General features: G+C 66.1%; 21 protein-coding genes and 1 tRNA gene. 7 read left to right on the top strand and 15 right to left on the bottom strand.

All coding sequences use genetic code 11. From position 1 onward, the window contains the following. Positions 1 to 88: 88 nt before the first annotated feature. The 5 genes from GGD61_RS20410 to GGD61_RS20390 all read right to left on the bottom strand — a co-directional run bounded on the left by GGD61_RS20410 (position 89) and on the right by GGD61_RS20390 (position 6,058). Positions 89 to 868, bottom strand: coding sequence for an SDR family oxidoreductase (locus tag GGD61_RS20410; protein WP_092261490.1), 780 nt, complete (start codon positions 866 to 868; stop codon positions 89 to 91). 225 nt (positions 869 to 1,093) lie between these two features. Continuing rightward, on the bottom strand, positions 1,094 to 1,582 hold the full coding sequence (locus GGD61_RS20405; protein WP_018318970.1) for a TerB family tellurite resistance protein: 489 nt from the start codon (positions 1,580 to 1,582) through the stop codon (positions 1,094 to 1,096). Between the two features lie 237 nt (positions 1,583 to 1,819). Further along, complete coding sequence (locus GGD61_RS20400; RefSeq protein WP_092261491.1) at positions 1,820 to 3,229, bottom strand: adenylate/guanylate cyclase domain-containing protein; 1,410 nt, start codon at positions 3,227 to 3,229, stop codon at positions 1,820 to 1,822. A 49-nt stretch (positions 3,230 to 3,278) separates the two neighbouring features. Continuing rightward, the gene (locus GGD61_RS20395) at positions 3,279 to 4,649 is read right to left on the bottom strand and encodes a cytochrome P450 (RefSeq protein ID WP_092261492.1); all 1,371 of its coding nucleotides are present in this window, start codon (positions 4,647 to 4,649) and stop codon (positions 3,279 to 3,281) included. A 35-nt stretch (positions 4,650 to 4,684) separates the two neighbouring features. Next, entirely contained in the window at positions 4,685 to 6,058 is a 1,374-nt protein-coding gene (locus GGD61_RS20390; RefSeq protein ID WP_092261493.1) for a hydrolase, read from the bottom strand. Between the two features lie 146 nt (positions 6,059 to 6,204). Here GGD61_RS20390 and GGD61_RS20385 point away from each other — a divergent pair, with 146 nt between their 5' ends. Beyond that, entirely contained in the window at positions 6,205 to 7,899 is a 1,695-nt protein-coding gene (locus tag GGD61_RS20385) for an MFS transporter (RefSeq protein WP_092261494.1), read from the top strand. A gap of 39 nt (positions 7,900 to 7,938) precedes the next feature. On the opposite strand, the gene GGD61_RS20380 is transcribed toward GGD61_RS20385, so the two are convergent. Both GGD61_RS20380 and GGD61_RS20375 read right to left on the bottom strand, forming a co-directional pair. Further along, a complete protein-coding gene (locus GGD61_RS20380; protein ID WP_018318984.1) occupies positions 7,939 to 8,154 on the bottom strand; it encodes a cysteine rich repeat-containing protein in 216 nt (71 codons plus the stop codon). A 171-nt stretch (positions 8,155 to 8,325) separates the two neighbouring features. Beyond that, positions 8,326 to 8,664, bottom strand: coding sequence for a hypothetical protein (locus GGD61_RS20375; RefSeq protein WP_183231053.1), 339 nt, complete (start codon positions 8,662 to 8,664; stop codon positions 8,326 to 8,328). A gap of 253 nt (positions 8,665 to 8,917) precedes the next feature. On the opposite strand from GGD61_RS20375, the gene GGD61_RS20370 reads away from it, so the two are divergent. Continuing rightward, positions 8,918 to 9,973: a polysaccharide deacetylase family protein gene (locus GGD61_RS20370; RefSeq protein WP_092261497.1), complete on the top strand. Its 1,056-nt coding sequence runs from the start codon at positions 8,918 to 8,920 to the stop codon at positions 9,971 to 9,973. A gap of 68 nt (positions 9,974 to 10,041) precedes the next feature. Here the strand turns inward: GGD61_RS20370 and GGD61_RS20365 are convergent, their stop codons facing one another. From GGD61_RS20365 to GGD61_RS20340, 6 genes are all read right to left on the bottom strand, one after another. Further along, a complete protein-coding gene (locus tag GGD61_RS20365; RefSeq protein ID WP_183231052.1) occupies positions 10,042 to 10,443 on the bottom strand; it encodes a hypothetical protein in 402 nt (133 codons plus the stop codon). Positions 10,444 to 10,551: 108 nt separating this feature from the next. Beyond that, complete coding sequence (locus tag GGD61_RS20360; RefSeq protein WP_183231051.1) at positions 10,552 to 12,216, bottom strand: hypothetical protein; 1,665 nt, start codon at positions 12,214 to 12,216, stop codon at positions 10,552 to 10,554. A gap of 111 nt (positions 12,217 to 12,327) precedes the next feature. Next, a tRNA-Thr gene (locus GGD61_RS20355) sits at positions 12,328 to 12,403 on the bottom strand. Between the two features lie 100 nt (positions 12,404 to 12,503). Then, positions 12,504 to 14,252: a heme biosynthesis protein HemY gene (locus GGD61_RS20350; RefSeq protein ID WP_183231050.1), complete on the bottom strand. Its 1,749-nt coding sequence runs from the start codon at positions 14,250 to 14,252 to the stop codon at positions 12,504 to 12,506. A 36-nt stretch (positions 14,253 to 14,288) separates the two neighbouring features. Further along, entirely contained in the window at positions 14,289 to 15,500 is a 1,212-nt protein-coding gene (locus tag GGD61_RS20345) for a COG4223 family protein (RefSeq protein ID WP_183231049.1), read from the bottom strand. A 65-nt stretch (positions 15,501 to 15,565) separates the two neighbouring features. Next, on the bottom strand, positions 15,566 to 16,312 hold the full coding sequence (locus tag GGD61_RS20340) for a uroporphyrinogen-III synthase (protein ID WP_092261502.1): 747 nt from the start codon (positions 16,310 to 16,312) through the stop codon (positions 15,566 to 15,568). A 150-nt stretch (positions 16,313 to 16,462) separates the two neighbouring features. On the opposite strand from GGD61_RS20340, the gene tsaD reads away from it, so the two are divergent. The 3 genes from tsaD to GGD61_RS20325 are packed head-to-tail and all read left to right on the top strand — an operon-like array spanning position 16,463 to position 18,935. Continuing rightward, positions 16,463 to 17,536, top strand: coding sequence for a tRNA (adenosine(37)-N6)-threonylcarbamoyltransferase complex transferase subunit TsaD (gene tsaD / locus GGD61_RS20335; protein ID WP_183231048.1), 1,074 nt, complete (start codon positions 16,463 to 16,465; stop codon positions 17,534 to 17,536). Positions 17,537 to 17,538: 2 nt separating this feature from the next. Beyond that, complete coding sequence (locus GGD61_RS20330) at positions 17,539 to 18,519, top strand: NAD(P)H-dependent glycerol-3-phosphate dehydrogenase (protein ID WP_183231047.1); 981 nt, start codon at positions 17,539 to 17,541, stop codon at positions 18,517 to 18,519. 2 nt (positions 18,520 to 18,521) lie between these two features. Continuing rightward, entirely contained in the window at positions 18,522 to 18,935 is a 414-nt protein-coding gene (locus tag GGD61_RS20325; RefSeq protein ID WP_183231046.1) for an EVE domain-containing protein, read from the top strand. Between the two features lie 89 nt (positions 18,936 to 19,024). On the opposite strand, the gene GGD61_RS20320 is transcribed toward GGD61_RS20325, so the two are convergent. Further along, entirely contained in the window at positions 19,025 to 20,119 is a 1,095-nt protein-coding gene (locus tag GGD61_RS20320) for an adenylate/guanylate cyclase domain-containing protein (protein ID WP_183231045.1), read from the bottom strand. Between the two features lie 101 nt (positions 20,120 to 20,220). Between GGD61_RS20320 and GGD61_RS20315 the strand changes: the two genes are divergently transcribed. After that, positions 20,221 to 20,676 carry an SRPBCC domain-containing protein gene (locus tag GGD61_RS20315; RefSeq protein WP_018323601.1) on the top strand — a complete coding sequence of 152 codons (456 nt, stop codon included), beginning with the start codon at positions 20,221 to 20,223 and terminating at the stop codon, positions 20,674 to 20,676. 113 nt (positions 20,677 to 20,789) lie between these two features. Here GGD61_RS20315 and GGD61_RS20310 read toward each other — a convergent pair whose 3' ends face one another. Further along, complete coding sequence (locus tag GGD61_RS20310) at positions 20,790 to 21,959, bottom strand: DNA topoisomerase IB (protein WP_183231044.1); 1,170 nt, start codon at positions 21,957 to 21,959, stop codon at positions 20,790 to 20,792. 400 nt (positions 21,960 to 22,359) lie between these two features. Between GGD61_RS20310 and acs the strand changes: the two genes are divergently transcribed. Beyond that, on the top strand, positions 22,360 to 24,306 hold the full coding sequence (acs, locus tag GGD61_RS20305) for an acetate--CoA ligase (protein WP_179732414.1): 1,947 nt from the start codon (positions 22,360 to 22,362) through the stop codon (positions 24,304 to 24,306). The last annotated feature ends 190 nt before the right edge of the window (positions 24,307 to 24,496 follow it).

Genomic DNA, 24,496 nt, shown 5'->3' with positions numbered 1-24,496 from the left:
GCATAACTAAGCGATCGTTAATTTCGTGTGAGTTCGCGCACACATCGAAGCCGAAGCAAGCTCCGGGCCAATACGGGAGCTTCGAGGGCTAATGCCTCTGCCTCTGGAATCTGCTGGTGGCAGCCAGGATGAAGCCCCGCGGGAAGAAGCGCAGCGCGAATGGCACAATCTTGATGCCGAGACCAGGCAGCACTGCCCGTTTGTTGGCCATCAGGCCACGATAGGCCTCCTGCGCGACATCGGCGGCCGAAACATTGAGCAGGGCCGTATCATGTCCGGAGCCGACGCCCGCGCGCGCCTGGAATTCGGTGGGCACGGGACCCGGGCAAAGCACGGTGACGCGAACCCCGCGCGGCGCGAGCTCGGCCCGCAGCGCTTCGGTGAAGGAAATCACGTAGGCCTTGGACGCGTAATAGACGGCCATGCCGGGGCCGGGCAGGAAGCCCGCGACCGAGCCGACATTGAGAAGACCGCCCTTGTTCCTGATGAGTTGATCGGCGAATCGCAGCGACAAATCGGTCAGAGCCCGCACGTTGACATCGACAATCCCGATCTGCTCGTCGCGATCGCGCTCGATGGCATCGCCGAACACGCCGAAGCCGGCATTGTTGACGAGGTGATCGAGCTCGACGCCTTCGGCGGCGAGCGCCGCCGCGATGGTGTCGCCGGCGTCGGGGTCTTCGAGATCGCAGGCGATCACGATCGGCTTCTTGCCGCCTTTGGCGGCGAGCTCGTTCGCGAGCGCCTCCAAACGGTCCGCGCGCCGCGCTGTCAAAGCGAGACGATGTCCATTGGCGGCGAACACGCGCGCCAGCTCCGCACCTATGCCCGCCGAAGCACCGGTGATCAACGTTACCCGCTCAACCACGATCGAAGTCTCTTGAATTGAAGTATTTGGCCCCGCAATGACGGAACGAGAGCATAAGCCGTGCGCGACAGGCAAGCGGCGTCGGCCGCATGGCCGCCTGAGCGGGCGACAGGAGGCGCAGGAAAGCCGGGTTTTTACGGATGAATCCGGAGCCGGACGGCCGGCAGCTACATTAAAGTTTCGTCATGTGATCCGCACAACCGGCCATCCGCCGGTTTGCGCGGATCAGCCGCCGACGGCGCTGTCCGTCACCTGACCACCGGCGCGCTCCGCCACTGTATGCTTCAGGTCGATCCGGTCGCGCTGGGAAATCCCGAGCAGGTCGGAGGCGCGCCAGACGACGTTGTCTTCGAATTCGGAGACCTGGCCGTCGGCATAGACCAGCTCCCACATCATCCGGACGATGCGCTTGCGGCCCTCTTCGTCGAGCGAGCGCATGATGACGCTGGTGAAGTGATAGAGGTCCACCGCCTCGCCCTCGACCTGGGTGGCGTCCGCGATCAGACGATCCGCAGTGCCGCGATCGAGCTTAAAGTGGCTTTCGATCAGGCTGTGCAGCTTGCGCTGCTCGGCCGCGCTCGGCTGGCCGTCGAGCGAGATTACGTGGACCAGCAGCGCGGTGGCCGCCAACCGATAATCGCTGTCACCGAACGTGCGGTTCTGGTCATTGGGGGCAACAATATCGGCGATGAATTGGCGCAGGCCGTCGAGCATAAGATCCTACCGAAATCGATACAGCCGCGAGGCGCGGCCGTTACCAGCATTATATGAGCAGGAAACTCAACCGGCGCAACGTGCGTCAGTTCCGCGCGCTGCATTACGTTTCGGCAATCTGGATACCGTCATTCCGGGGCGATGCGCCAGCATCGAACCCGGAATCTCGAGATTCTCAGGTGCGCAGTTGCGCACCATAGTTCGCGCTGCGCGCGCCCCGGAATGACGAATGATCTCTCACGGAATCTCGTACACCACCATCTTGTCGGCGATGCCGCGCAGCGCTGCCTGTTTCTGGATCGGCTTGATCGCGCGCTGCTCCAGCACCTCGGCAACCGCGGGCGCATCGAGCACCGGGCCGGTGATGTGAATCTCCTGCGCGGTCGACAGGCTCTGCACGCGGGCGGCGATGTTGACCGTCTGGCCGAAATAATCCTGCCGCTCGTTGAGCATCACCGCGAGGCAGGGACCTTCATGGATGCCGATCTTGACGATGAGATCATCAGTGCCGCGCCGCTTGTTGAGCTGGTCCATCGCCGCGCGCATCCGCAGGCCCGCGACGATGGCATGCTCGGGACGGATGAAGGTCGCCATCACGGCATCGCCGATCGTCTTCACCACGGCGCCCTTCTCGGAGGAGATGATCTCGAGCAGTGCATGGAAATGCGCACGCACGAGATCGAAAGCGGCGAGATCGCCGACGCGCTCGTAAAGCGCCGTCGAGCCCTTCAGATCGGTGAACAGGAAGGTGAGGGACGTGATCTGGAGCCGCTGGTCCAGACTGAGGTTGTCCGCCTTGAAGACATCGCGAAAGGTCTGGTTCGACAGCATCCGCTTGGCGGTGAGGAACGGCTTGCGCTTGCCGATGAGATGATGGAGTGCCTCGGCCGCGATGAACACCGACGGCAGCACGCGCACGCCGGCCTGGTTCTCCAGCGACAGCCGCAGCGGACCCGGCCGCATGGTCGTGGTCCCCGTCGGGGCCTGCACCTTGTTGTACATGATGGCGAGCTGCTGACGATCCTTGGTCGGCTCGCCCTGGACGTCGATGAAATGGGCGGCGTGCGTGACCGGCTCGAAGATGATGACAAAGTCACTCGGCAGCTGCAGCGACATGGTCGCCTTCTCGCCGGCCGGCAACTCCATCGTATCCAGCGTCACCTCGTTCGCCAGCGTCGCAAACGATTCCTTGTTGAAGTCGACGCCGGAGCTCCAGAACACCTGCTTGAAATACTCCCACACCGGCAGCGTGTCGGGGTCATGCGCCGCGATGCGTCTGACCCGCGGATTCACGGTGAAAGACACCTCGACCTGATCGTCGACGGAGGCCTTGTAGCCGCAGGCGCAGAGCGCGCAGTGATAGTCGTCGGGCTTGAGCGCCTTCAACGTCGTGTGCGCGCCGAGCACGCCGCCGCAGCCTGGACACAGCACGTTCCAGCCGAGATCGAACAGCCCGAGCCGTGCTGCGTGCAGGAACGCCGAGATCGCGTGCTCTTCGTCGACGGCATGGTGCGTCGCGAAGTCGAGGACATTGACGCGATTGAGCTCGTGATCCTGGCCGTCCTCGATCAGACGCGCAATCGCATCGACCACCTTCGCGTCGGCGGTCTGCTTGAGAACGGAGAACTGGGCCTGGATGTCGCTCATCGCGGAAACTCTGCTGGTTGAATCACGCCATCGGCCAGGCAATCGCCTGTCACCGACGGGTGATACGGAACATGGGTGAGTGGTCCGGCTGGGTCGTGACGACGCCGAGCGGGATCACGGGATCCGCCTGATCGGCGAGCTCGACGCGGAACGCGCCGATCAGCCGGGCCAGCGCCAGCACGGATTCAGCTTGCGCAAACGGTGCGCCGATGCAGACGCGTGGACCTGCGCCGAACGGCAGATAGGCGAAGCGATCGGGCGCCTCCGTCGACATGAAGCGCTTTGGAATGAACGCGTTCGGCTGATCCCACAGCTTCTCGTGCCGGTGCAAAAGCCAGGGCGCGATCATGATGATGTCGCCCTTGGCGATCTCGACGCCGGCCGCATTGTCCTTCTCGCGGGCGGCGCGCGCGACCAGGAAGGCGGGCGGATAGAGCCGCATGGTCTCGTCGATCACCGCGCGGGTGAATTTCTGGCGATCGATGTCGGCCATGCTGTCGAGATGCTCGCCGCTTGTCTCGGACGCCACCTCCTCCTGCGTCTCCGGATCGAGTGCGAGCAGATAGAGCGCCCAGAACAACGCCGTCGCCGTGGTCTCATGACCCGCCAGGATCATGGTCGCGACCTCGTCGACGAGCTGCTCGTCGGAAAAGCCCTTGCCGGTGTCCGGATCGCGCGCCGCGTCCATGAGATCGAACAGATCACGCGGCGGCGCGCCGTCCTTCTTGCCGGCGGCGCGCCGCTCGGCGATCAGCATGGCGACGAACTCGGTCCAGCGCTTGCGGAAGCGGGCGCGGGCAAAATCCATCGGGCTCGGCCACGACACCGGCAGCAGCATGTCGAGGAAGTAGGGCCGTCCCAGCCGGGACGCATATTCCATGATGAAATTGCGCAGGGTCGCGCCATGCCGGTCCATGCCGAACGAGAACATCGTGCGCCCGGCGATCTCCAGCGTCATGCGCTGCATGATTTCGCGCAGATCGACCGGCGCGCCCGTCTGCGTATCGAGCTTCGCAATGGTCTCGTCGAGCACCGCCGTCATGTGCGGCACGAGGTTGGCGGTGGCGCGCGGCGTGAAGGCCGGCGCAAGCGTCCGGCGCTGGAACGTCCAGGAATGACCTTCCGCGATCAGAAGCCCGTCACCGAGCACCGGGCGCAGCATGCGGATGCCGGCCGGCGTGCGCGTATAGTTCTCGTAATTGTTGAGCAGGACGTGCCGGATCGCATCCGGCTGATTCAGGATGAAACTGTTGCGAAGGAAGAAGCGGCCCTTGATGACCTCTTCCTCATAAGCGGGCTGCCCCCATGTCGCGATCATGTTGCGCCGGATCACGGCAAGCCGGCCGAAGAACGACATGTCGTCGGGCGCACGCGGGGGAGCCGGGGGGATGATGGGCCTACGCACGCTGGCGATATTCATGGCTCTCTCCCGCAAGATGTGACGCAGGCAAATAGCTAATAAGTCAGCTCGGCGACCGCAATCCTGTTCTCCTGGGCGGGCCAGGCGCGCGCCACAATTCGTTCTTCGCCGAACTCGGCCACAATGTTACGCCCAACCTCGCTGGCGGGAAGCCGCAGGGTTGCTGCCGCATCCGTGGGCACGCCTGGCTTGACGTCGGCCGGCTCCTTGCCGTCGAAGAGCACCACGTCCCGCGGCAGGCCGAAATAGCCCCTCGGCCGCGACATGATCACGACCGCGGCTGCGTCCTTGTCGGCCGGCCCGAGTGGGCGCGCGGCCCGCAAATGCACGACATCGGATGAGCGCGGGAAGGGCGAGCGGTAGATGTGCGTCGTCGGCGTGTCGGGCGATGCCAGCACGAATTCGAGCGACCAGGCGGGGTCGACCTGAGCCGGCCCCCAGCGGCCGTCGGCACCGGTCTTCGCGCTGTGGAGCGCACCGCCCTTGCGCTCTCCGGTATCAGGATCGACGCGGAAGATATCGACGGTTGCGCCCGCCACCGGGCGATTGGTCGGCACGCCGCCCGGCGTCCCCGTGACGAGGCCGCTCAGCCGGACGCTTGGCTCCGGCACGATCGCGATGCGCGCGGGCTCGCGTCCCGCGATGAATTTGTAGATCTCGCGGAAGGCACGCGGGTGGAATGCCACCTCGCGATGGTCGAGCGCGCCGAGCACGAGATTGGTGGCGCCCTTCAGCTCCGGCCCTTCATTGGTGACACCGGTCGGCGTACCGGGCTTGCCGATGAAGCGGCCGTCGGCCTGGGCGTATTTGTCCATGCCGTCGCTGCGCAAGGTGAGGAAGGCGACACCCGGCGTCACCTCACTCTCGCCCTCGTTCAGGCCACGCAGGAATACGCCACGGCCGTTGAACTCGTTGTTGGGCTGGTCGTCGGTGGCGAACACGCCGTGATTGGGCGTGCCGCACAAGACCGCGTGGCTGACGTCGCCGGCACCGCCATTCTTGGTCACGTTGCGGATCGAATAGCCGCCGCGCGAGCTGCCGACCAGCGCCACGCGCGCCGCGCCGGTGCGGCGCTTCAGCTCAGCGATGGCAGCGGCGAGCTCGCGGCGCTGGTCCTCGGTCGAGGAGCGGTTCGCCTGCTCGACCTTGTCGTCGCTGCGCGCGTTGGGATCGGTGAAATTGATCGCCATCATGCGATCGCGCGCGATGCCGTTGGATTCCATCCGCCACAAGGTCGTCATCCAGAGCGCGTCGTAGTCGCCATTGCCGTGGACGAACAGGATCGGCGGCACCTCGGTGCCCGGCGCCGCAGCGGGCGCGGATTGGGCCGATGCGCCGGTCCGCAAGCTCGCAATTGCGAAAGGCAAGCTGCCGGCCCCCTGCAGGATCGTCCGTCGCGACAGCTTCATTTGTTCCTCCCGGCAAACCAACTCTTTGCACCGCTTATAGCGGCCTAACCACTGGACAGCGAAGGACTTTCGCGGGCATCACTGAATTGGCCGGAATCGCCCAGGATCACTCCAAGACCATTCTGCCAGCCCGTTTGGAAGGGGATATGACCGAGCAGACGAACCGCCAGAAAATCGCCGCCGACGGCATCACCGCGCCTCTGCGGTACACGGTGTTCCGGCGCATCTGGCTCGCCAGCCTGCTCTCCAATCTCGGCCTCCTGATCCAGGGCGTCGGCGCGGCCTGGGCGATGACGCAGATGGCGGCCTCGGCGGACAAGGTGGCGCTGGTGCAGACTGCCTTGATGCTGCCGATCATGCTGATCTCGATGCCGGCCGGCGCCATCGCCGACATGTATGACCGCCGCATCGTCACCCTGGTCTCGCTGATGGTCGCGCTCGCCGGCGCGACGGTACTGACGGTGCTGGCCGGGTTCAATCTCATCACCCCGGAGACGCTGCTCGCCTTCTGCTTCGTGGTGGGCAGCGGCAACGCGCTGTTCGGCCCGGCGTGGCAGTCTTCGGTCAGCGAACAGGTGCCGCCCGATGCGCTGCCTTCGGCCGTCGCCTTGAACGGCATCAGCTACAACATCGCGCGCAGCTTCGGTCCCGCGGTCGGCGGCGTCATCGTCGCCTCGCTCGGCGCGGTGGCCGCTTTCGCCTGCAACGCGATCCTCTATCTGCCGCTGCTGGTGGTGCTGCTGCTGTGGCGGCGCAGCACCGAGCCCTCGCGCCTGCCGCGGGAAAAGCTCAACCGCGCCATGGTCTCGGGCTTCCGCTACATCACCAATTCACCGCCGATCAAGATCGTGCTGTTGCGCACGCTGGTGATGGGCCTGATCGGCGGCGCCATCATGGCGCTGATGCCGCTGGTCGCGCGCGACCTGCTGCATGGCGGTGCGCAGACTTACGGCATCATGCTGGGCGCCTTCGGCATGGGCGCCGTGATCGGTGCGCTCAACATCCACGAATTGCGCAAGCGCATGAGCGGCGAGGCTGCGATCCGCGCCTGCACCATCTCGATGGCCTTTGCGATGGCCGCCCTTGCCCTGAGCACCGAGCCGGTGCTGACGGCGACCGCGCTGGTATTGGCCGGGGCGGTCTGGATGGCCGCGATCGCGCTGTTCAATATCGGCGTGCAGCTCTCGGCGCCGCGCTGGGTCGCCGGCCGCTCGCTCGCGGCATTCCAGGCCTCGATTTCCGGAGGCATCGCGATCGGTGCCTGGGGCTGGGGCCATCTCACCGACTATGCCGGCGTCGAGGTCGCATTGCTGACCGCGGCCGGCCTGATGCTGATCTCGCCGCTGCTCGGAATCTGGCTGACGATGCCGCGCGTCGGTGCCCGCAACGAGGATGCCGACGTGCTGGCCGATCCCGAGGTGAAGCTGTCCCTGACGGGGCGCAGCGGACCCCTGGTGGTCGAGATCGAATATCGCGTCGCTCAGGAGAACGCGCGCGCGTTCCACAACGTGATGCAGGACGTGCAGCTCTCCCGGCAGCGCAACGGCGCCTATGGCTGGTCGATCGCCCGCGACATCGCCGACCCCGAATTGTGGACCGAGCGCTATCATTGCCCGACCTGGTTCGACTACTTACGCCAGCGCAACCGCTCGACCCAGTCCGAACGCGCGCTGCATCAGCAGGCGATCGATTTCCATATCGGTCCCGAGCCGGTGCGGATCCGCCGCATGCTGGAGCGTCCGTTCGGTTCGGTGCGCTGGAAGGAGGAGACGCCGGATCGTGCCAGTGCCGAGGTGCTGCCGGTGGTCGCGACCGCGGCGGGGAGCAGTGTCAGACCGTAGCCCGGATTACGCTTCGCTCCATCCAGGCTACGAGAACTCTTACTGCCCGTGCTCGGTCAGCACCTTGTCGCAGCCTTTGCTCAGCTTCGTGCGGTGCTGCTTCAGGCACGCGAGCACGGCGCCATCGCCATTGTTCATCACGGCACGGCAGAAGCGGGTGACGTCGCGCGCGCAGGCATCGTGGCCCGGCTGCTGCTGCGCGGATGCGACCGATGCGCCGAGCAGCAAAGGAAGTATGAAAAGAAATCTGGTCATCGCGTAATGCCTCTTACCCGGAAGAATGTGCGGGCGAAGCTAGTGCGACGATCCCTCAGCCGCAACGGCTTTATTGGCGGGCTGCATGGCGCTGCCGCGTGACCCCGGCTTGACGCCGGGGCGTATCGCGAGGGGAGCTAACCGACGCAACGATTGCAGTGTTGCGTGCTCTTACTGCTTGTCCTGGGCGTCAGCGACCTTGCGCGACGCGCCCTTGGCGAGATCCTTGTCCATCACCGCGCGGCAGCCGGCGCTGAGATCCGAGCGATGCTTCATCATGCACGCCGTGATCTTCGGGATGTTGGGGATTTCCGACGAGCACAGGCGGAAGGCGTCGCCGGTGCACTGCTGCTGCGCCTCGGCCGAGAAGGCGAAGCTCGAACTCGTCGCGACGAGCGAGACGATGGCGGCAAAACCGAGCGCCAGGCTGGTGTCGCGGAGACTGGCAAAGAAGGACTTGGTGTCAAGAGGCTTGGTGTTAAGAGACTTGGTGTCAAGAGACTTGGTCATTTGAAGCTCCCATTGGCGCCGTCGCAACGGTGCCCGTTGTTGATGGGAACTACGATGCTCCAGCAAAACAGTTTCCACTGTGATGATGGTCACGGGCTGCACCCCGACTGTGACGTCGGTCACTTTGGCGCACCTCCCTGAAATTCCTCCACAACCGCCGTCGTGTTGGTGTCACGTTAACTGTTACTTCGCATTAATGGCTCGTCGCGCGGGAAATTCCGCCGGTTTGGTTGCGTAATTGGAAAGAGTAGCGATGCGTAATGCGTTGGGCCTGATGTTGGCCAGTGTAGTTGCGGCGGTCGTGATCGCCGCCGGCGGTTGGTTTTATTATTCCTCGCGCGCCGATCAGGCCGCTCCCAAGACAATTGCCGCCCGTGCCGCCGATCCATTGCCGGCACCGGCGAAGCTCGCCGCCAGGGATGACGTCGAGACCACCGCGACGATCGCGGCCAGGCCGACGACGGTTGCTCAGGCACCCGCGCCCGCCCCGGCCATGCCGGTTCAGCAGAAATCGACCTGCGCCAATCCGAACGCGCTGGGCGTCTCCCGCGTGGTCGAGATCGACACCACCGGCGGCCCCGGCTTCGGCTTCGATCATTTCAAGCAGTTCGACTTCCTCACCGACAAGGAGGTCGTGCTGACCTTCGACGACGGTCCCTGGCCCGTGAACACGCCGAATGTGCTGAAGGCGCTGGCGGATGAATGCACCAAGGGCCTGTTCTTCTCGGTCGGCAAGCACGCGACCTATCATCCGGAAATCCTGCGCCAGGTGCTGGCCCAGGGCCACACGGTCGGCACTCACACCTGGTCGCACGTCAATCTGAACGGCAAGAAGATGACGGAGCAGATGGCCAAGGACGAGGTCGAAAAGGGCATCAGCGCGGTGAAATTCGCGCTCGGTGCCAACCCGGCGCCGTTCTTCCGCTTTCCGCAGCTGCAGCATAATCCGGCGATCGTGAGCTATTTCGGCACCCGCAACGTCGCGATGTTCTCGACCGACGTCGACTCCTTCGACTTCCGCAAGGGCGCGACGCCGGAAAAGATCATCGAGACGGTGATGACCCGGCTGGACAAGCTCGGCAAGGGCATCATCCTGATGCACGATTTCCAGAAGAATACCGGCATAGCCCTGCCGACGCTGCTCGCGCGGTTGAAGGCCGGCGGCTACAAGGTCGTGCAGATGAAGGCCAAGACGACGCTGCAGACGCTGCCGGAATATGACGAAGCGATCATGAAGGACATGAAGGTGCCGACCGCGAGCACGAACACGCGTCCGATCGGAAGCGTGGTGCAGACGGTGTCGCAGTAAGCTCGACCACCACTTCAAGATTGCGCATGGCCGGGCTTCTGCCCGGCCATTTGCTTTGGGCGAGCGGCTTACCAATAGATGCCGTGGCGGTGCAGCTCGCTGATGATGCGGCGCTCGGTCCAGCGCTTGGACTTCGGCTTGTCCGCCCTTGCCGTTTTCTTGGTGGCGGGCTTGGTTGTCGCGACCGGCGCCGGGGTGGTCGTGGGCGTGGTCGCCGCCGGAGCGGTCGGAGTGGCCGCGGCGGCCGGCGCAGAGAGCGACACTGCCGGCGGACGATCGGAATATTTCGGCGCCTCGGTGGCCGGCGCAGCTTCGCTCGCCTGCGGCGTGGAGGTGGTCGCCGAGGTTGGCGTGGTCAGTGCAGCGGGAGCCTGGGCGCCCGCCGCGGACAGCGACAGGCTGCGGGAGCCGTCTGCCTGGGCAGAGGCGGAAACCAGGACCATGGCGACAACCAGAATGAGCTTGCGCATGTGAAATCTCCCCGTGTTGGCGTACCCGGGACGTTACGGGGAAGGTGTCCTGGGTTAAGTGATTGGCCTCACACAATCGCGGCGCAATTTCGAACCGGCCGGCTGCGATCAACACCCCCGCCGATAGACCCGCAGCGTCACGTCCGGAAAGCTCATGCTGTCGAGCAGGCAGACGCCCTTTTCCGCGTCCATGCGGGCGATGAGCTCATCGCCGACCCGCGGTCCGACCAGCGTATGCTGGATCGAGTTCGATACGACGAGGATATTCGACTGCAGAAGCGCTTCTGCGGTGGCCGCTGCCGTTCGATGCAGCATCTCGCCGCGGACGACGAGATTCATCCGCGCCTGCGCCGCATACAACTGAATGGTGGCGGGCGTGACCGGGTAGGGACTCGAAAAGCCGATGTAAAGCGGGCCCGACGGCGGCGGTTTGACGTCGCGCAGAAGCGACCAGAGACGCTCGGTCGATGCGCGGATGCTGTCCTGCTGCTGCGCGCTCAGCGGCGTCGCCACGCTGAGCTGACCGATCACGACGTGCTTGACGAACAGCGCGAGGGCGATTGCGAGCGCAAGCACGCGGCCTGCCGTCAGCAGATGGCGACGGATGTCTTTCGCAAGGGCCGTGCGCGCAAGCAGTGATTCCATGGACGCCATGCTGGCGCAGCCATTGAGGACCATCGCGACGATGAACACGCCGTAGAACATTGCGCCGAAAAAATAGGTCTTGATCTCGGCAACGGACGGAATGGCGTAGGCAATCAGCACGGTGGCGAGCAGAACGACCGCATCCAGCACCGCGGCCGAGCCCTGGATCGCAGCGAGCACGAAGCGCAACAGCATCAAGGCCAACCCGATAGCGAGCCAATAGTGCAGGCCGAACTGTCCCTCTCCACCGATGGAGAAACGTAGCAGCCCGGGCCAGAATCCTTCGCCCGTCGTCCAGAGGTCGCGCTGGCCGACGAACACCATGAGGATGTAGGTGACGGTCTCGACCAATGCGGGTCCGATCAGCACGGCCGTGGTCGCGATCAGCGGCAGCACAAACCACGCGAGCGCGCCGAGCGCAGTCCTGATCGACAGGCGCAATCCGCCGGCCTGGATGCAATCGACGACCAGCCGGATCGCGAATGCGCTGCCGAGCAGAGCGAGCGCAGCCGGGAACGATGTCGGCTTGATGCAGGCGGCGAGTGCGCAGGCAATGCCGAGGCCAGCCAACGACCGGATGCTGCGCCGGAGCACGCCGCGGTAGACGATAGCACCGGCGGCAAGGCCGACGGTAAGTCCCGAGGGCAGATCGGGACGCGCCTCGGTGATCGTGTGCCACAGCACCGGCACGCACACTGCTGCGACCAGACACGATGCGATCTCGAGAACCGGCCGTCGCCGAACCAGCCAGATGATCCCGAGCAGGAAGCCGAAGACGATCACGGCATGAACGAGATAGGGACCGACATAGCTTCCGGGAAACGACCAAAAACCGGTGGCCGCCACCAGCGTCGAAAACGGCGCATGGTGATGCAGCAAGTCCCAGACGCTGCCGGCGACGCCGCGGCTTCCAAAGGCATTCACCCATCTGACCGCGTCTTCGAAATAGGCGACGTCGTCATAGAGCGGGGGAACGGACAGCCGGCTGTGCAGCCGCGACGCGTCGAGCGATTTGGAAGCGACGATGGCGGTGATCAACGCCGCAAGGATGACGAGGCCGGGCCGCCGGACCCAGTCGCTCCGATCCGCGGAGCCCGGCTCCGTTCGCGATGCCCCTGCCTGCCCCATTGCCCACACCCCGCCAGCGCGCATCGTAGAGACGCCAGCATCGCGCGCAATGCGCCGGATGCAATGGCCGGGACTGGGCTCGCGCTTCTTGGATCGGATGAGTTGAGGCGCTGGTGCCGCAAGAGGGATTCGAACCCCCGACCCCGTCATTACGAATGACGTGCTCTACCAACTGAGCTATTGCGGCGAACCCTGCCGGGGCCAAGGCGATGCCGGCCCCGATACGCGCGCTCCTGATATCGGGCATGGCCCGAATTGGCAAGGACAAGCCGGGTTCGAAATGCGGCTCACGCGCCCCAGCGGGACCAGAATCCGCGCCAGCCGCCGGCCTGGGCTTTGGGTGTACCGATTTGTTCCGTAAATTCATCACTCGGACCCTCGTCATCGATCCCGGGATCGTCGGGGGCCCGGACGATCGGGATGACCGCGGGAATCGGCGCTGGCGCCGGTTTGCCGAGGTCGGCGCGGCTCCGGAACACCGGTGTCGCCGCCGGCGGCGGTGATTCGGCGGGCTCCGGGGCCGGTTGGACCGGTTCGGCGGTCACAACGACCGGCTCTTCTTTGGCCATCGGGGGCGAATTGTCCTGCGCGGCCGGCACTGGCGCCGGTGCTGGTGCCGGTGCTGTCGCGGCCGGTTCCGCCGGGCGTTCGCTGGGAGCCACCGTCACCCGCTTCGGCGGCGGGGCCGCCAGCATGGCCTCCTCGAAGGCCGAGGATTCGATCGTGGTCCCCTTGTCCGAAGGCAGGCTCGCGACCGGGGTCTGCCACTGGAACGCATCGAGCCGGCCGGTGACCGGCGAGACCGGGCGCCAATGGTCGCTAACGTAGCCGTCCGCAGTCCAGGCCGGATCGTGACGGGCGCGCACCGCCCGCAGGGTCCACGCGCGGGCGCGGCCGCTATCGCCATGCTCGGCACGCTCGATCTCGGCCATCAGCAGCGCGACGCGCTGGGTCGGATCGCTGAGATAAGGCGCGAGCACTTCGCGCGCGCGGGCGAACTCGGAGGCGTCGATCGCGGCACGCGCGATCGCGAGCTGGCCCTCGATATGGCCGGACTTGTCGGCAGGCGTCTTCGCCGCCAGCGTCTCGACACGCTGCAAGCGGTGCCAGGCGGTATCGCCGAGCTTCACATGGGCATAGGCATCCGCGAGATCCGGATGCGGATTGGCGAGCCAGGCAGCTTCCACCCGCTTCATGGCGCGGCGCACCTGATGTGCCTCGCTGTCGAATTTTGCCGCGAGCACGGCCGCAGGCACCAAGGTCGGCGCAAGCTTCACCGCCTCCATCACGCTCTCGCGCGCGACGTCGCGGTCCATCGTCTGCAATTCGAGCGCGCGCGCCGTGAGCAACACACCGCGCTGCCGGCGATAGGCCTGCTTGTCGATCAGGCCTGCGGACAAATTCGAATCCAGGATCGCGAGCGCGCCGCTCCAGTCGCCGCGCGCGCAGCGGAAGCCGAGCACCGCTTGCGAGGCCCAGGTCGAGGACGGCGACAGCTTGATCGCTTCCTCCGCGATCATCACGGCGCCGACCGCATCGTCGGCGCGCTGCGCCTCAATGAACAGGCCGCGCAGGCCGAGCAGGCGCGTGTCCTCGCGCTCGGCCATGGCGCGGAAGACGCGCTGCGCCTCGTCGCGATTGCCTTCGAGCTGCGCCGACTGCGCATGCAGGAGCAGCGCGAGCGGATCATTCGGCGCATGCCGCCGCGCCGTTTCCGCGTGCCGGCGGGCGAGTGCGGTATCACCATGACCGATCGCGAGCAGGCCGTGGGTGATGGCGTGGCGGCCCCGCGCGTGGCGCTTGTCGTGGCGGCGGCGGCGCAGACGCCCCGGCGTGCGCCAGATCGTCGTCACGATGCTCCAGACCAGCACGACGGCCGCGGCAAACAGGCCAAGCAGGAACACGAATTTGGGAAGCGTGGTCGAGGCGCGGAAACTGCCCGCAGTCAGGACGAGATCGCCGGGCTGGTCGGCAACCCAGGCCGCGCCGGCCGCCGCCAGCGCGATCAGGACAAGGAAGAGGACGATGCGAAGCATGGCGATCCCTATACGCGCTTAGTATTGCGCGAAGCTTTATTGAGCAGGCTTGACGAGATCCGCCATGGCATCGTCGGCGAACTTGCGGGAAGCGGCGAGCGCAGCGTCGCGGGCATCGGCCTTGTCGAGCCAGGCCTGCGCCGGCGCACGATCGGCCTCGGCCAGCGTCTTGAGCTCGCGCCGCGCTTCCACGAAATCATTGCGGAGCGCCGCCGCCGTCACCCGTGCGACGATGGCGCCACGATCGTTGCCGACCCCGTCGGTGCGCTCGATGCGGACCAGCTTTGAGGCTCCTGCCTGGAGACGCTCGACGATGCCGGTGCCGCTGGTCTGGGCTTCCGCCGGCGGCGACAGCTTCGGCACGATGTTGAGCAGCTCGCGGCTCAGCGCCACCGGCGTCGGGATGCCTGACGCGGCAAAGGTGTCGAGCGGCTTCAGCATATCGGGCTTTGTCACCATCGCCCGCGCTGCGGCCAATTGCGACTCGTAAGCATCGCCGTGACGAACGGCGACGTCGAGCAGGGCCGCCGCCACCACATGGCGCAGCGGCTTGTCGTCCAACGTCTTCGCATCGGCGATCTTCTCGCCCTGCTGCGCGAGCTCGGCACGTTCAGCCTTGCTGGCGCGCTCGAGCTGGGCGATGCGGTCGCTCAGAGCGGCGAGGTCGGGTGCGGCAGCGCGGGGGGCAGATTTCGCATCGTTCAATGTGCTCGCGGTCTTGTCGAACTGCGTACGCAGATTGGCGACGTCGCTGCGCAAGCTGTTTGCGGATTTCTCCAGCGCGTCGATCCGCGCCGCCATCGCCGGATCGGCGGCGGGCTTGCCGGCCTTGGCTTCGACTGCCGCAACGCGACCGCTCAGCGCATCGACCGTCGCGCTCGTGACTTGCGGCGTGGCCGGCGGCGCCTGTACGGCGGGCCAGCCCAGCATCCAGCCGACCGCGATCACGACCGCCGCTGCGACAGCGCCGGAGAACGGCGCAATGACCCAGGGCGACATCGGCGCGGACACGGGAGCCGGCGCAACCGCGGCCTGCGGTTCGGTCCGCTCCGGCTCTGCGTCAATCTGGTCGGATTTTGCCTGCTCAGGCTCGCCGTGCTCTGGCGCCGGCGGGGCCTCGGGCTCAACCGCCGGCTCCTGCGGCTGGGTCGAGACTTCGGTGGCTTCGAGGTCGATGGTGGGCGGAGTGCGCTTGGCACGGCCGGACTCAGGAGCCAATCCTGCGTCTTCAGGCTTGTCGTCGGCCATCGTGACGGTTCCTCACACTTCCATACGCGGGACGGACCCGATTACGTCGGATTCGGCCCGACCTCTTACGCCAAACGGGTACGCAACGCACGCTCCAAGGTGGTAAATAAGGCATTTTCGTCCGGTGTCGCAGCCACCAGAACCTGCGACGCGCCGGCATCGCGCAGCACGCTGGCAACGGTCTCGGACAGGCAGCATTGCGGTATCGCCAGCGCCGAGATTTCGACGCCCTCGTCCCTGGCCGCATCCAGGAACGCCCGGGCGCTGCGCCGGGAGTAGTGCAGCACCGCCTCGACGCCGTGGGCGGCAAAGCCCTCGCAGACCTCGCGCGGCAGATGCTTGACCGGCGCCATGCGATAGGTCGTCTGCGTGACCACGCTGAACCCCTCCGCACCGAGCTCGCCGCCGAGGTCGCGCGACAGATCCGCGCCTGCGAGATACAGCAGCGTGCTCTTTTTCTTCAACACCTTGTCGCGCGCGCTCTGCATCACCTTGTCGCGCAAGGACGCCGCATCGCCGCCGGCGACGATCACCTCGGCAAAGCCGGCATCGCGCGCCGCAGCAGCCGTGTGCTCGCCGACAGCAAACAACGGCAGCTCCAACAGACCAAGATCCCGCAATTGTGGCGCGACGGCACGGATCGCGTTGGCCGATGTGACGAGGATGGCACCGTACGGAGCTTCACTCTCGTCATGGAAGGCGACCGGCTCGAACTTCAGCACCGGCGCAAGCAGCACCGCAAGCCCCCGCGCACGCAGGCTTTCTGCCGTCGCCTCATTGTCGGGATGCGGCCGTGTGACAAGAATGGACATCGCTGGTGTTCCCGAACCAAATGGCGGCGACGCATTCGTGAGGACGCCGCGCGTGGCGATTGCGCAATCTGGCCCCGGAATGCTACCGGACGTACCAGAACTCCGCTTTCCGGATGAGCGCAAGGGCGCAAATTGGATAACAATTCGCCAATGCTGGTACTGGGCATCGAAACAACCTGCGATGAGACCGCCGCGGCGGTGGTCGAACGCGCGGGCGACGGCAGCGGCAGGATCCTGTCCAACATCGTACGGTCGCAGATCGAGGAGCACGCCCGCTTCGGCGGCGTGGTGCCGGAGATCGCCGCCCGCGCTCATGTCGACCTGCTCGACGGCATCATCGAGCGCGCGATGCAGGAGGCCGGCGTCGGCTTCGCCCAGCTGGGCGGCGTCGCGGCCGCGGCGGGGCCGGGCTTGATCGGCGGCGTCATCGTCGGGCTCACCACCGCGAAGGCGATCGCAATGGTGCACGACACGCCGCTGGTCGCGGTCAACCATCTGGAGGCGCATGCACTGACGCCGCGCCTCACGGACGGAATCGAATTTCCCTATTGCCTGTTCCTCGCCTCGGGCGGCCATACCCAGATCGTCGCGGTCACCGGCGTCGGTCAGTATGTACGGCTCGGGACCACCGTCGACGACGCGATCGGCGAGGCCTTCGACAAGGTCGCGAAGATGCTGGGCCTGCCTTATCCCGGCGGCCCGCAGGTCGAGCGCGCGGCGGCAGGCGGCGATGCCACGCGCTTTGCGTTTCCGCGGCCGATGCACGGACGTCCCGATGCCAATTTCTCGCTGTCGGGATTGAAGACGGCGGTCCGCACTGAAGCGAGCCGGCTAGGTGAGATCACGCCGCAGGACATCAGCGATCTCTGCGCGAGCTTCCAGGCTGCCGTGCTGGATTCGACCGCCGACCGGCTGAGCGTCGGCCTCAGGCTGTTCCGCGAACAATTCGGCGCGCCGCGCGCCCTGGTCGCGGCCGGCGGCGTCGCCGCCAATCAGGCGATCCGCGGCGCCCTCGATGAGGTCGCACAGCAAGCCGGGACGCAACTGATCATGCCGCCGCCCGCGCTCTGCACCGACAACGGCGCGATGATCGCCTGGGCCGGTGCCGAACGCCTCGCGCTCGGCCTGACCGACACGATGGAAGCGCAGCCCCGCGCGCGCTGGCTGCTCGATGCCAATGCAACGGCGCCGGCCGGCTACGGCAAGACCCGGGCGGGATTCTAGCCATGACCACGTTCCAATCCGTCGCGGTGATCGGGGCTGGCGCCTGGGGCACGGCGCTGGCGACCGTGGCGGCCCGGGCGGGACGGAGCGTCACGCTCTGGGCGCGCAATGCCGAGCATGCCGGGCGGATCGCCTCGACACGCGATAATCCGCGACTGCCCGGCGTGCAGATCGCGCCCGAGATCGTCGTGACCAGCGATCTGGCGCTCACCGCGCGCGCCGACATGTTGCTGATCGCAACACCGGCGCAGCATTTGCGCGGTGCCGTCAACATGCTGGCCTCGCATCTGACAAGGCCGATGCCGATCGTCGCCTGCGCCAAGGGCATCGAGCACGGCACCCACAAATTCATGACCGACGTGATCGCGGAGGCCGCGCCGCACGCCCAGCCGGCGATCCTGTCGGGTCCAAGCTTTGCCGACGATGTCGCGCGCGGCTTGCCGACGGCGGTGACGCTGGCGGCAGGCGATGAGACGTTGGCGCGCGCACTGGTGCAGGCCCTGGGCTCACCGACGTTCCGTCCCTATCACTCCACGGACATTCGCGGCGTCGAGATCGGCGGCGCGGCCAAGAACGTGCTTGCAATCGCAGTCGGCATCGCGGTCGGGCGCAAGCTCGGCGCCTCCGCCCAGGCTGCCCTGACGACCCGCGGCTTTGCCGAGCTGACGCGCCTCGGCCGCGCGCTCGGCGCACGCAGCGAGACACTCGCCGGCCTCTCCGGTCTCGGCGATTTGATCCTGACCTGTGCGAGCCCGCAGTCACGCAACTTCGCCCTTGGCCTTGCACTCGGCCGCGGCGAGCAACCGCCTGCCGGCAAGCTTGCCGAGGGTGAGTTCACCGCGCCGGTGCTGATCGAATTCGCAGCTTCGCAGGGCATCGAGCTGCCGGTATCAGAAGCGGTCGCGTCGATCCTGAGCGGCCGAAGCACGATCGACGCGGCTATCTCGGGGCTGCTGACGCGCCCCTTCAAGTCAGAGGAATAAACATGGCGTACTGGCTGGTGAAATCCGAACCATCGGTGTGGTCCTGGGACCAGCAAGTGGCGAAGGGCGCCAAGGGCGAGGCCTGGACCGGGGTGCGCAATTACACCGCGCGCCAGAACCTTGTCGCCATGAAGAAGGGCGACAAGGCGTTCTTCTATCATTCCAACGAGGGCAAGGAGATCGTCGGCATCGCGGAGATCATCAAGGAGGCCTATCCCGATCCGACCGACAAGACCGAGAAATTCGTCTGCGTCGACATCAAGGCCGACAAGCCGTTGAAGACGCCGGTGACGATGGCCACGATCAAGGCCGAGAAGAAGCTGGCCGACATGGCGCTGGTGAAATATTCGCGCCTGTCGGTGCAGCCGGTGACAGCGGAGGAGTGGAAGCTCGTCTGCAAGATGGGCGGGATGTAGGCGCTGCCGTAGCCCGGATGGAGCGCGGCGAAATCCGGGACAGTCTTTCCGTATGCACCGATCCCGGATTACGCTGCGCTCCAACCGGGCTACGATGTCCGGTTCTGCGTCTCCGCCAGCGCAAACACCTCGCATGGCGCAGCAATGCCGCGCAGCGAATGCGATCCGAGCGCGACCAGCGGCATGTCCGTTTCCGCGGCGAGCGCTCCCGACACCAGCACGGCCCGCCCCAGCGGCTTGCACAATCCTTCGAGCCGGCTGGCGAGATTGACAGCGGGACCGATCGCCGTGAAGTCGAGCCGGTTGGCGGCGCCGATATTGCCCCACAGCATCTCGCCCAGATGGAGCGCAGCGCCGAATGCCAGCGGCGGCAACCCTTGAGCGCCGCGCTCCTTGTTGAGATAGACCATGCCGGCCTCCGCTGCGCCTGCGGCACGCAGGGCGGCCTCGCAGGCGCGGCGCGGCGATGCATCGACCACCGGAAAGATCGCGAGCACGCCGTCGCCGATGAATTTCAGCACTTCGCCGCCGAAGGCGTGAACGGCACCGGCGATGCGGTCGAACCAGGCATCGAGCGCGGCGATGACCTGTGCAGGCGGTGAGGTTTCCGACAACGTCGTGAAGTTGCGGAGGTCTGCATAGAGCAGCGCGGCCTGAATGGTCTCGCCGAGATCGCGGCGCAGAGGTGCCGCCAGCACCCGCTCCGCGCTGCGCTTGCCGAGATATGCGTCTAACGTCGCGCGCAGCGTGGCGCGCGCGGCGAGCACGGCGAGGGGCGTCGCTGCAAAACGCGCGGCCTGGCGCAATTGCCCGATGTCGTCGGCAGTGAAGGGACGCGGCCCGATCCAACAAAGCTGCGGCCCATCGGGCCGCCCGATGACGTCTTCGTGGACCTCGCCCCGCGCGATGTCGCGCAGCCAGCGGCGGCCGGCATCGTTGGGCGGATCGGGCGCCAATCCGCTCGGCGCGAAACCGAGTGCTTCGATCACCTGGCCGCTGTCTGCACGCCACAGCCAGGTCCGCTTTGCGATCAGAGGATGCGGCACCTCCAACGTCAGGGCGCCCGCCGCAAGCGGCACGCCGTCGGCGACCAGATAGGCGCCGAGTTCCGCAAGCAGGCGATCAGCTCCGGCGCTATCCGAGGCGGCATCGACGAGCCAGGCGAGGGTCGGGGAGAGCTGCATGGCTCGATCATGGCGAAGGCAGGCGGCCTTTGTCACGGGCAATCCTTGACGCGCCGCTTTGGCGCCGCCATGTCCTGGTGTCAGCGAAGGGATGATCGCCGATGACCGAACCGTTCATAGTGCGACGCGAGACCCAGATCGCGGCACCACGTGCCACCGTTTTCGCCTACCTGACCGACCCCGAGAAAATCCTCAGCTGGATGGGCTCCGATGCCACCACGGAGCCGCATCCGGGCGGGCTCTATCTGCTCAAGGGCGTCGGCCCGCGCGGCGGCGTCGCCCGCGGCGCCTTCCGCGAGGTCGTGCCGGTGCATCGTCTGGCCTACACGTTCGGATGGGAAGGCGGCCAGGAAGTACCGCCCGGCTCAAGCCTCATCGAGATCGACCTGATCGAGCGCGACGGCGGCACGCTGCTGCGCATGACCCATAGCGGCCTGCCGAGCGAAGCGCAGGCCGCCGCGCACGCGACGGGGTGGGCCCATTATATGGAACGGCTCACGACCGCAGCCGCAGGCGGCGATCCCGGTCCCGACATGGGTGTGTCAGATAAGAAGTAGCTCTCGTAGGGTGGGCAAAGGCGCGCTCTTCGCGCCGTGCCCACCACCTTTCACCATGAGCAAATGGTGGGCACGCTTGCGCTTTGCCCACCCTACGGCAGCGCGACGTGTCGTTACACCGCGGCGGTCGCCACCACCTGCGCCAGCAACTGCTCGCGCCTCGCCTGCGAGCGCTGGCCCTTCATGGTCGCGGCGAAGCGCTCGAGGATGCCGTCCTCGAACGCCGTGACGATGGTGTCGTGGACGTAGCTCTTGCGGCAGATCGCCGGCGTGTTGGAGAGCTTGTCGGCAGCGGCGCGGATTGCGTCCAGCACCTGCTTCTTGCGGCCGCGCTGGCTGGTCGCCGGCGTGATCCGCGACAGCGATTCCACGACGACGGCAGACGCCATCAGCGTACGGAAATCCTTCAGCGAAATCTTGATGCCGGCGATCTCGCGCAAGAACGCGTTCACCTGCGTGGTGTTGACCGCGCGCACGATCCCGTAGGCATCGCGATACTGGAACATGCGCTTGCCGGGGACCTCCTGCAAAATGCCGATGGCGCGCACCAGCTTGGCCGCGTCGCACTCCTTGCGCACCGCCTTGCCGCCCTTCGCCTTGAAGGTCAGCACGAAGCAATCGTCCTCCAGCGTGACGTTGGACTTCAGCAGCGTGGTCGCACCGCGGGTGCCGTTGAGACGGGCATAGGATTCATTGCCGGGACGGATCGCGGTGCGCGCGATCAGCTCGATCACGGCCGAGAGCGCGAATTCACGCGTCGGCTCGTCGCCCGACAGGAATGCCGAGACCTTGCGCCGGATCTTTGGCAGCGCGCCGACGAGCTTTTCCAGCCGATGCGCCTTGCGGTGCTCGCGGACCTTTTCCCAATCGGCGTGATAGCGATATTGCAGCCGGCCCGCGGCATCGCGGCCCACCGCCTGGAGATGCGAGCTCGGATCGGACGAATAGCGCACCTCGCGATAGGCCGGCGGCACCGCCATGGCGTGCAGCCGGCGGATGGTGCGGGCGTCGCGGATATGTGCGCCATTGGGACACACGAAGGAATAGCCCTTGCCGCGCCGGACGCGGCGAATGGTCAGCTCGTTCTGGTCGCCGAGCCGCAGGCCGAGCTCCCTGGCGAGCGCTTCGACCGTCGCCGCGGGCGCCGTGTCGAAGGCCTTCTTCGGGCTCGGACGCCTGAAAGGGGCCGGTTTCGGCCATTGTCCGAGGGCCTTGGCCAGCGCAATAGCTGCAGGATCGGCTGAAGCGGGCCGTATCGTCCCGAGATTCTGCTGATCCATCATAGCCTTATGCCTTAGCCCTGTCTGTTACCGGTCAATGCCGCTGTTCTGATTTTTGTTCCGAAGGGCCTCTTTGGACCCGGGTTGGCCATTTAGGGTGTTCCGAACCGTATTGCGAGTCCCGAATCAGTGAGAGGCGGTTTCCAAATACCTCTACTGATGCATGGGGCCCCTGCGCCGCCTATTCCGCGGAGCTGGATCAAGGCCCCGAAAGCCGCCCGCCGGCTTGTTTCATATCTGCGACAGTCGCAGCAGGCGGGCTTGATCCTCCGCATGGCCGGCCGCCCGCCGAAGGTCCAGCTTGTGCTCCTTGTCGGGCCCGGTTAGCCCGACGCATAATCAGTCAATGATCAAGTCGGCTCGCCGGTCGCCAGCGTTCGGCCTGCCGTATGTGGAGGGAAGCATGTCCGAGAAGATCTACGACGTCCCGGCGGAGTGGGCGAAGCGCGCCTGGATCGACCAGGCCAAGTACAAGGAGATGTACGCTCGCTCGATCTCGGACCCGAACGGTTTCTGGGCGGAGCAGGCCAAGCGCATCGACTGGATGCACGCGCCGACGAAAATCGAGAACGTCTCGTTCGCGCCCGGCAACATCTCGATCAAATGGTTCGAGGACGGCATCCTCAACGTCGCCTACAACTGCATCGACCGGCATCTCGCCAAGCGCGGCAACCAGACCGCGATCATCTGGGAAGGCGACGATCCCTCGCAGTCCAAGCATATCACCTATCAGGAGCTGCACGACGAGGTCTGCCGGATGGCCAACATCCTGCGCACCCGCAACGTCAAGAAGGGCGACCGCGTCACCATCTACCTGCCGATGATTCCGGAAGCGGCCTATGCGATGCTCGCCTGCGCGCGCATCGGCGCGATCCACTCGGTGGTGTTCGCGGGATTCTCGCCGGACAGCCTCGCCCAGCGCATCAATGACTGCAAATCCAAGGTCATCATCACCGCGGACGAAGGCCTGCGCGGCGGCAAGAAGGTGCCGCTGAAGGCCAACGTCGACGCCGCGCTCGCGAAGGCCGACGACGTTGACTGGGTCGTGGTGGTCAAGCGCACCGGCGGCAAGATCGACATGAACCCGACGCGCGACCTCTGGTATCACGAGGCGGCGGCGATGGTGACGACGGAATGCCCGGTCGAGCACATGCATGCCGAGGATCCGCTGTTCATCCTCTACACCTCAGGCTCGACCGGCCAGCCCAAGGGCGTGCTGCACACCTCCGCCGGCTATCTCGTGTTCGCCTCGATGACGCATCAATACGTCTTCGATTATCACGACGGCGACATCTACTGGTGCACCGCCGATGTCGGCTGGGTCACCGGCCACAGCTACATCCTCTACGGGCCGCTCGCCAATGGCGCGACCACGCTGATGTTCGAAGGCGTGCCGAATTACCCGGATAATTCCAGGTTCTGGAACGTCATCGACAAGCACAAGGTCAACATCTTCTACACCGCACCGACCGCGATCCGCGCGCTGATGCAGTCCGGCGACGAGCCGGTGAAGAAGACATCGCGCGCCTCGCTCCGCCTGCTCGGCTCGGTCGGCGAGCCGATCAATCCGGAAGCGTGGGAGTGGTATCACCGCGTCGTCGGCGACGACCGCTGCCCGATCGTCGACACCTGGTGGCAGACCGAGACCGGCGGCATCCTGATCACGCCGCTGCCGGGCGCGACCAAGCTCAAGCCGGGCTCGGCGACGCAGCCGTTCTTCGGCGTGGCGCCTGAGATCGTCGACGCCGACGGCAAGGTGCTGGACGGCGAGACCTCGGGCAATCTCTGCCTGACGCGGTCCTGGCCCGGCCAGATGCGCACGGTCTACGGCGATCACGCCCGCTTCGAGCAGACCTATTTCTCGACCTACAAGGGCAAGTACTTCACCGGCGACGGCTGCCGCCGCGACGCCGACGGCTATTACTGGATCACCGGCCGCGTCGACGACGTCATCAACGTGTCCGGCCACCGCATGGGCACCGCGGAAGTCGAGAGCGCGCTGGTGGCGCATGAGAAAGTCTCGGAGGCTGCAGTGGTCGGCTTCCCGCACGACATCAAGGGCCAGGGCATCTACGCCTATGTCACCTTGATGGCCGGCGTGCAGCCGACCGAGGACCTGCGCAAGGAGCTCGTCACCTGGGTGCGCAAGGAGATCGGCCCGATCGCATCCCCGGATCAAATCCAGTTCGCGCCGGGTCTGCCCAAGACCCGCTCCGGCAAAATCATGCGCCGCATCCTGCGCAAGATCGCCGAGGACGAACCGGGCAGCCTGGGCGATACCTCGACGCTGGCCGATCCCGCCGTGGTCGATGATCTCGTCAAGAACCGGCAGAACCGGAAGCCGGCGTAAGGCAAGCTCGTGCCCCGGACGCAGCGCAGCGCGCACTTCGCGGTGCGCTGCTGAGCCGGGGCCCATCGAGCCGCGCACGAAGAGAAGAACTGGGTGCCGGCTCTGCGGCGCACCGCTGCGCGCTGCGCCTTGTCCGGGACACGAGACTGCCTTTCACACCGAGGCCCCAAAACAACGGCCGTTCACATCC

Origin of the sequence: Bradyrhizobium sp. SBR1B, from assembly GCF_014198205.1 — a bacterium.
GTDB lineage: Bacteria > Pseudomonadota > Alphaproteobacteria > Rhizobiales > Xanthobacteraceae > Bradyrhizobium.
The sequence above is the reverse complement of the archived record's forward strand: the minus strand, read 5'-3'. Positions and strand labels throughout refer to the sequence as shown.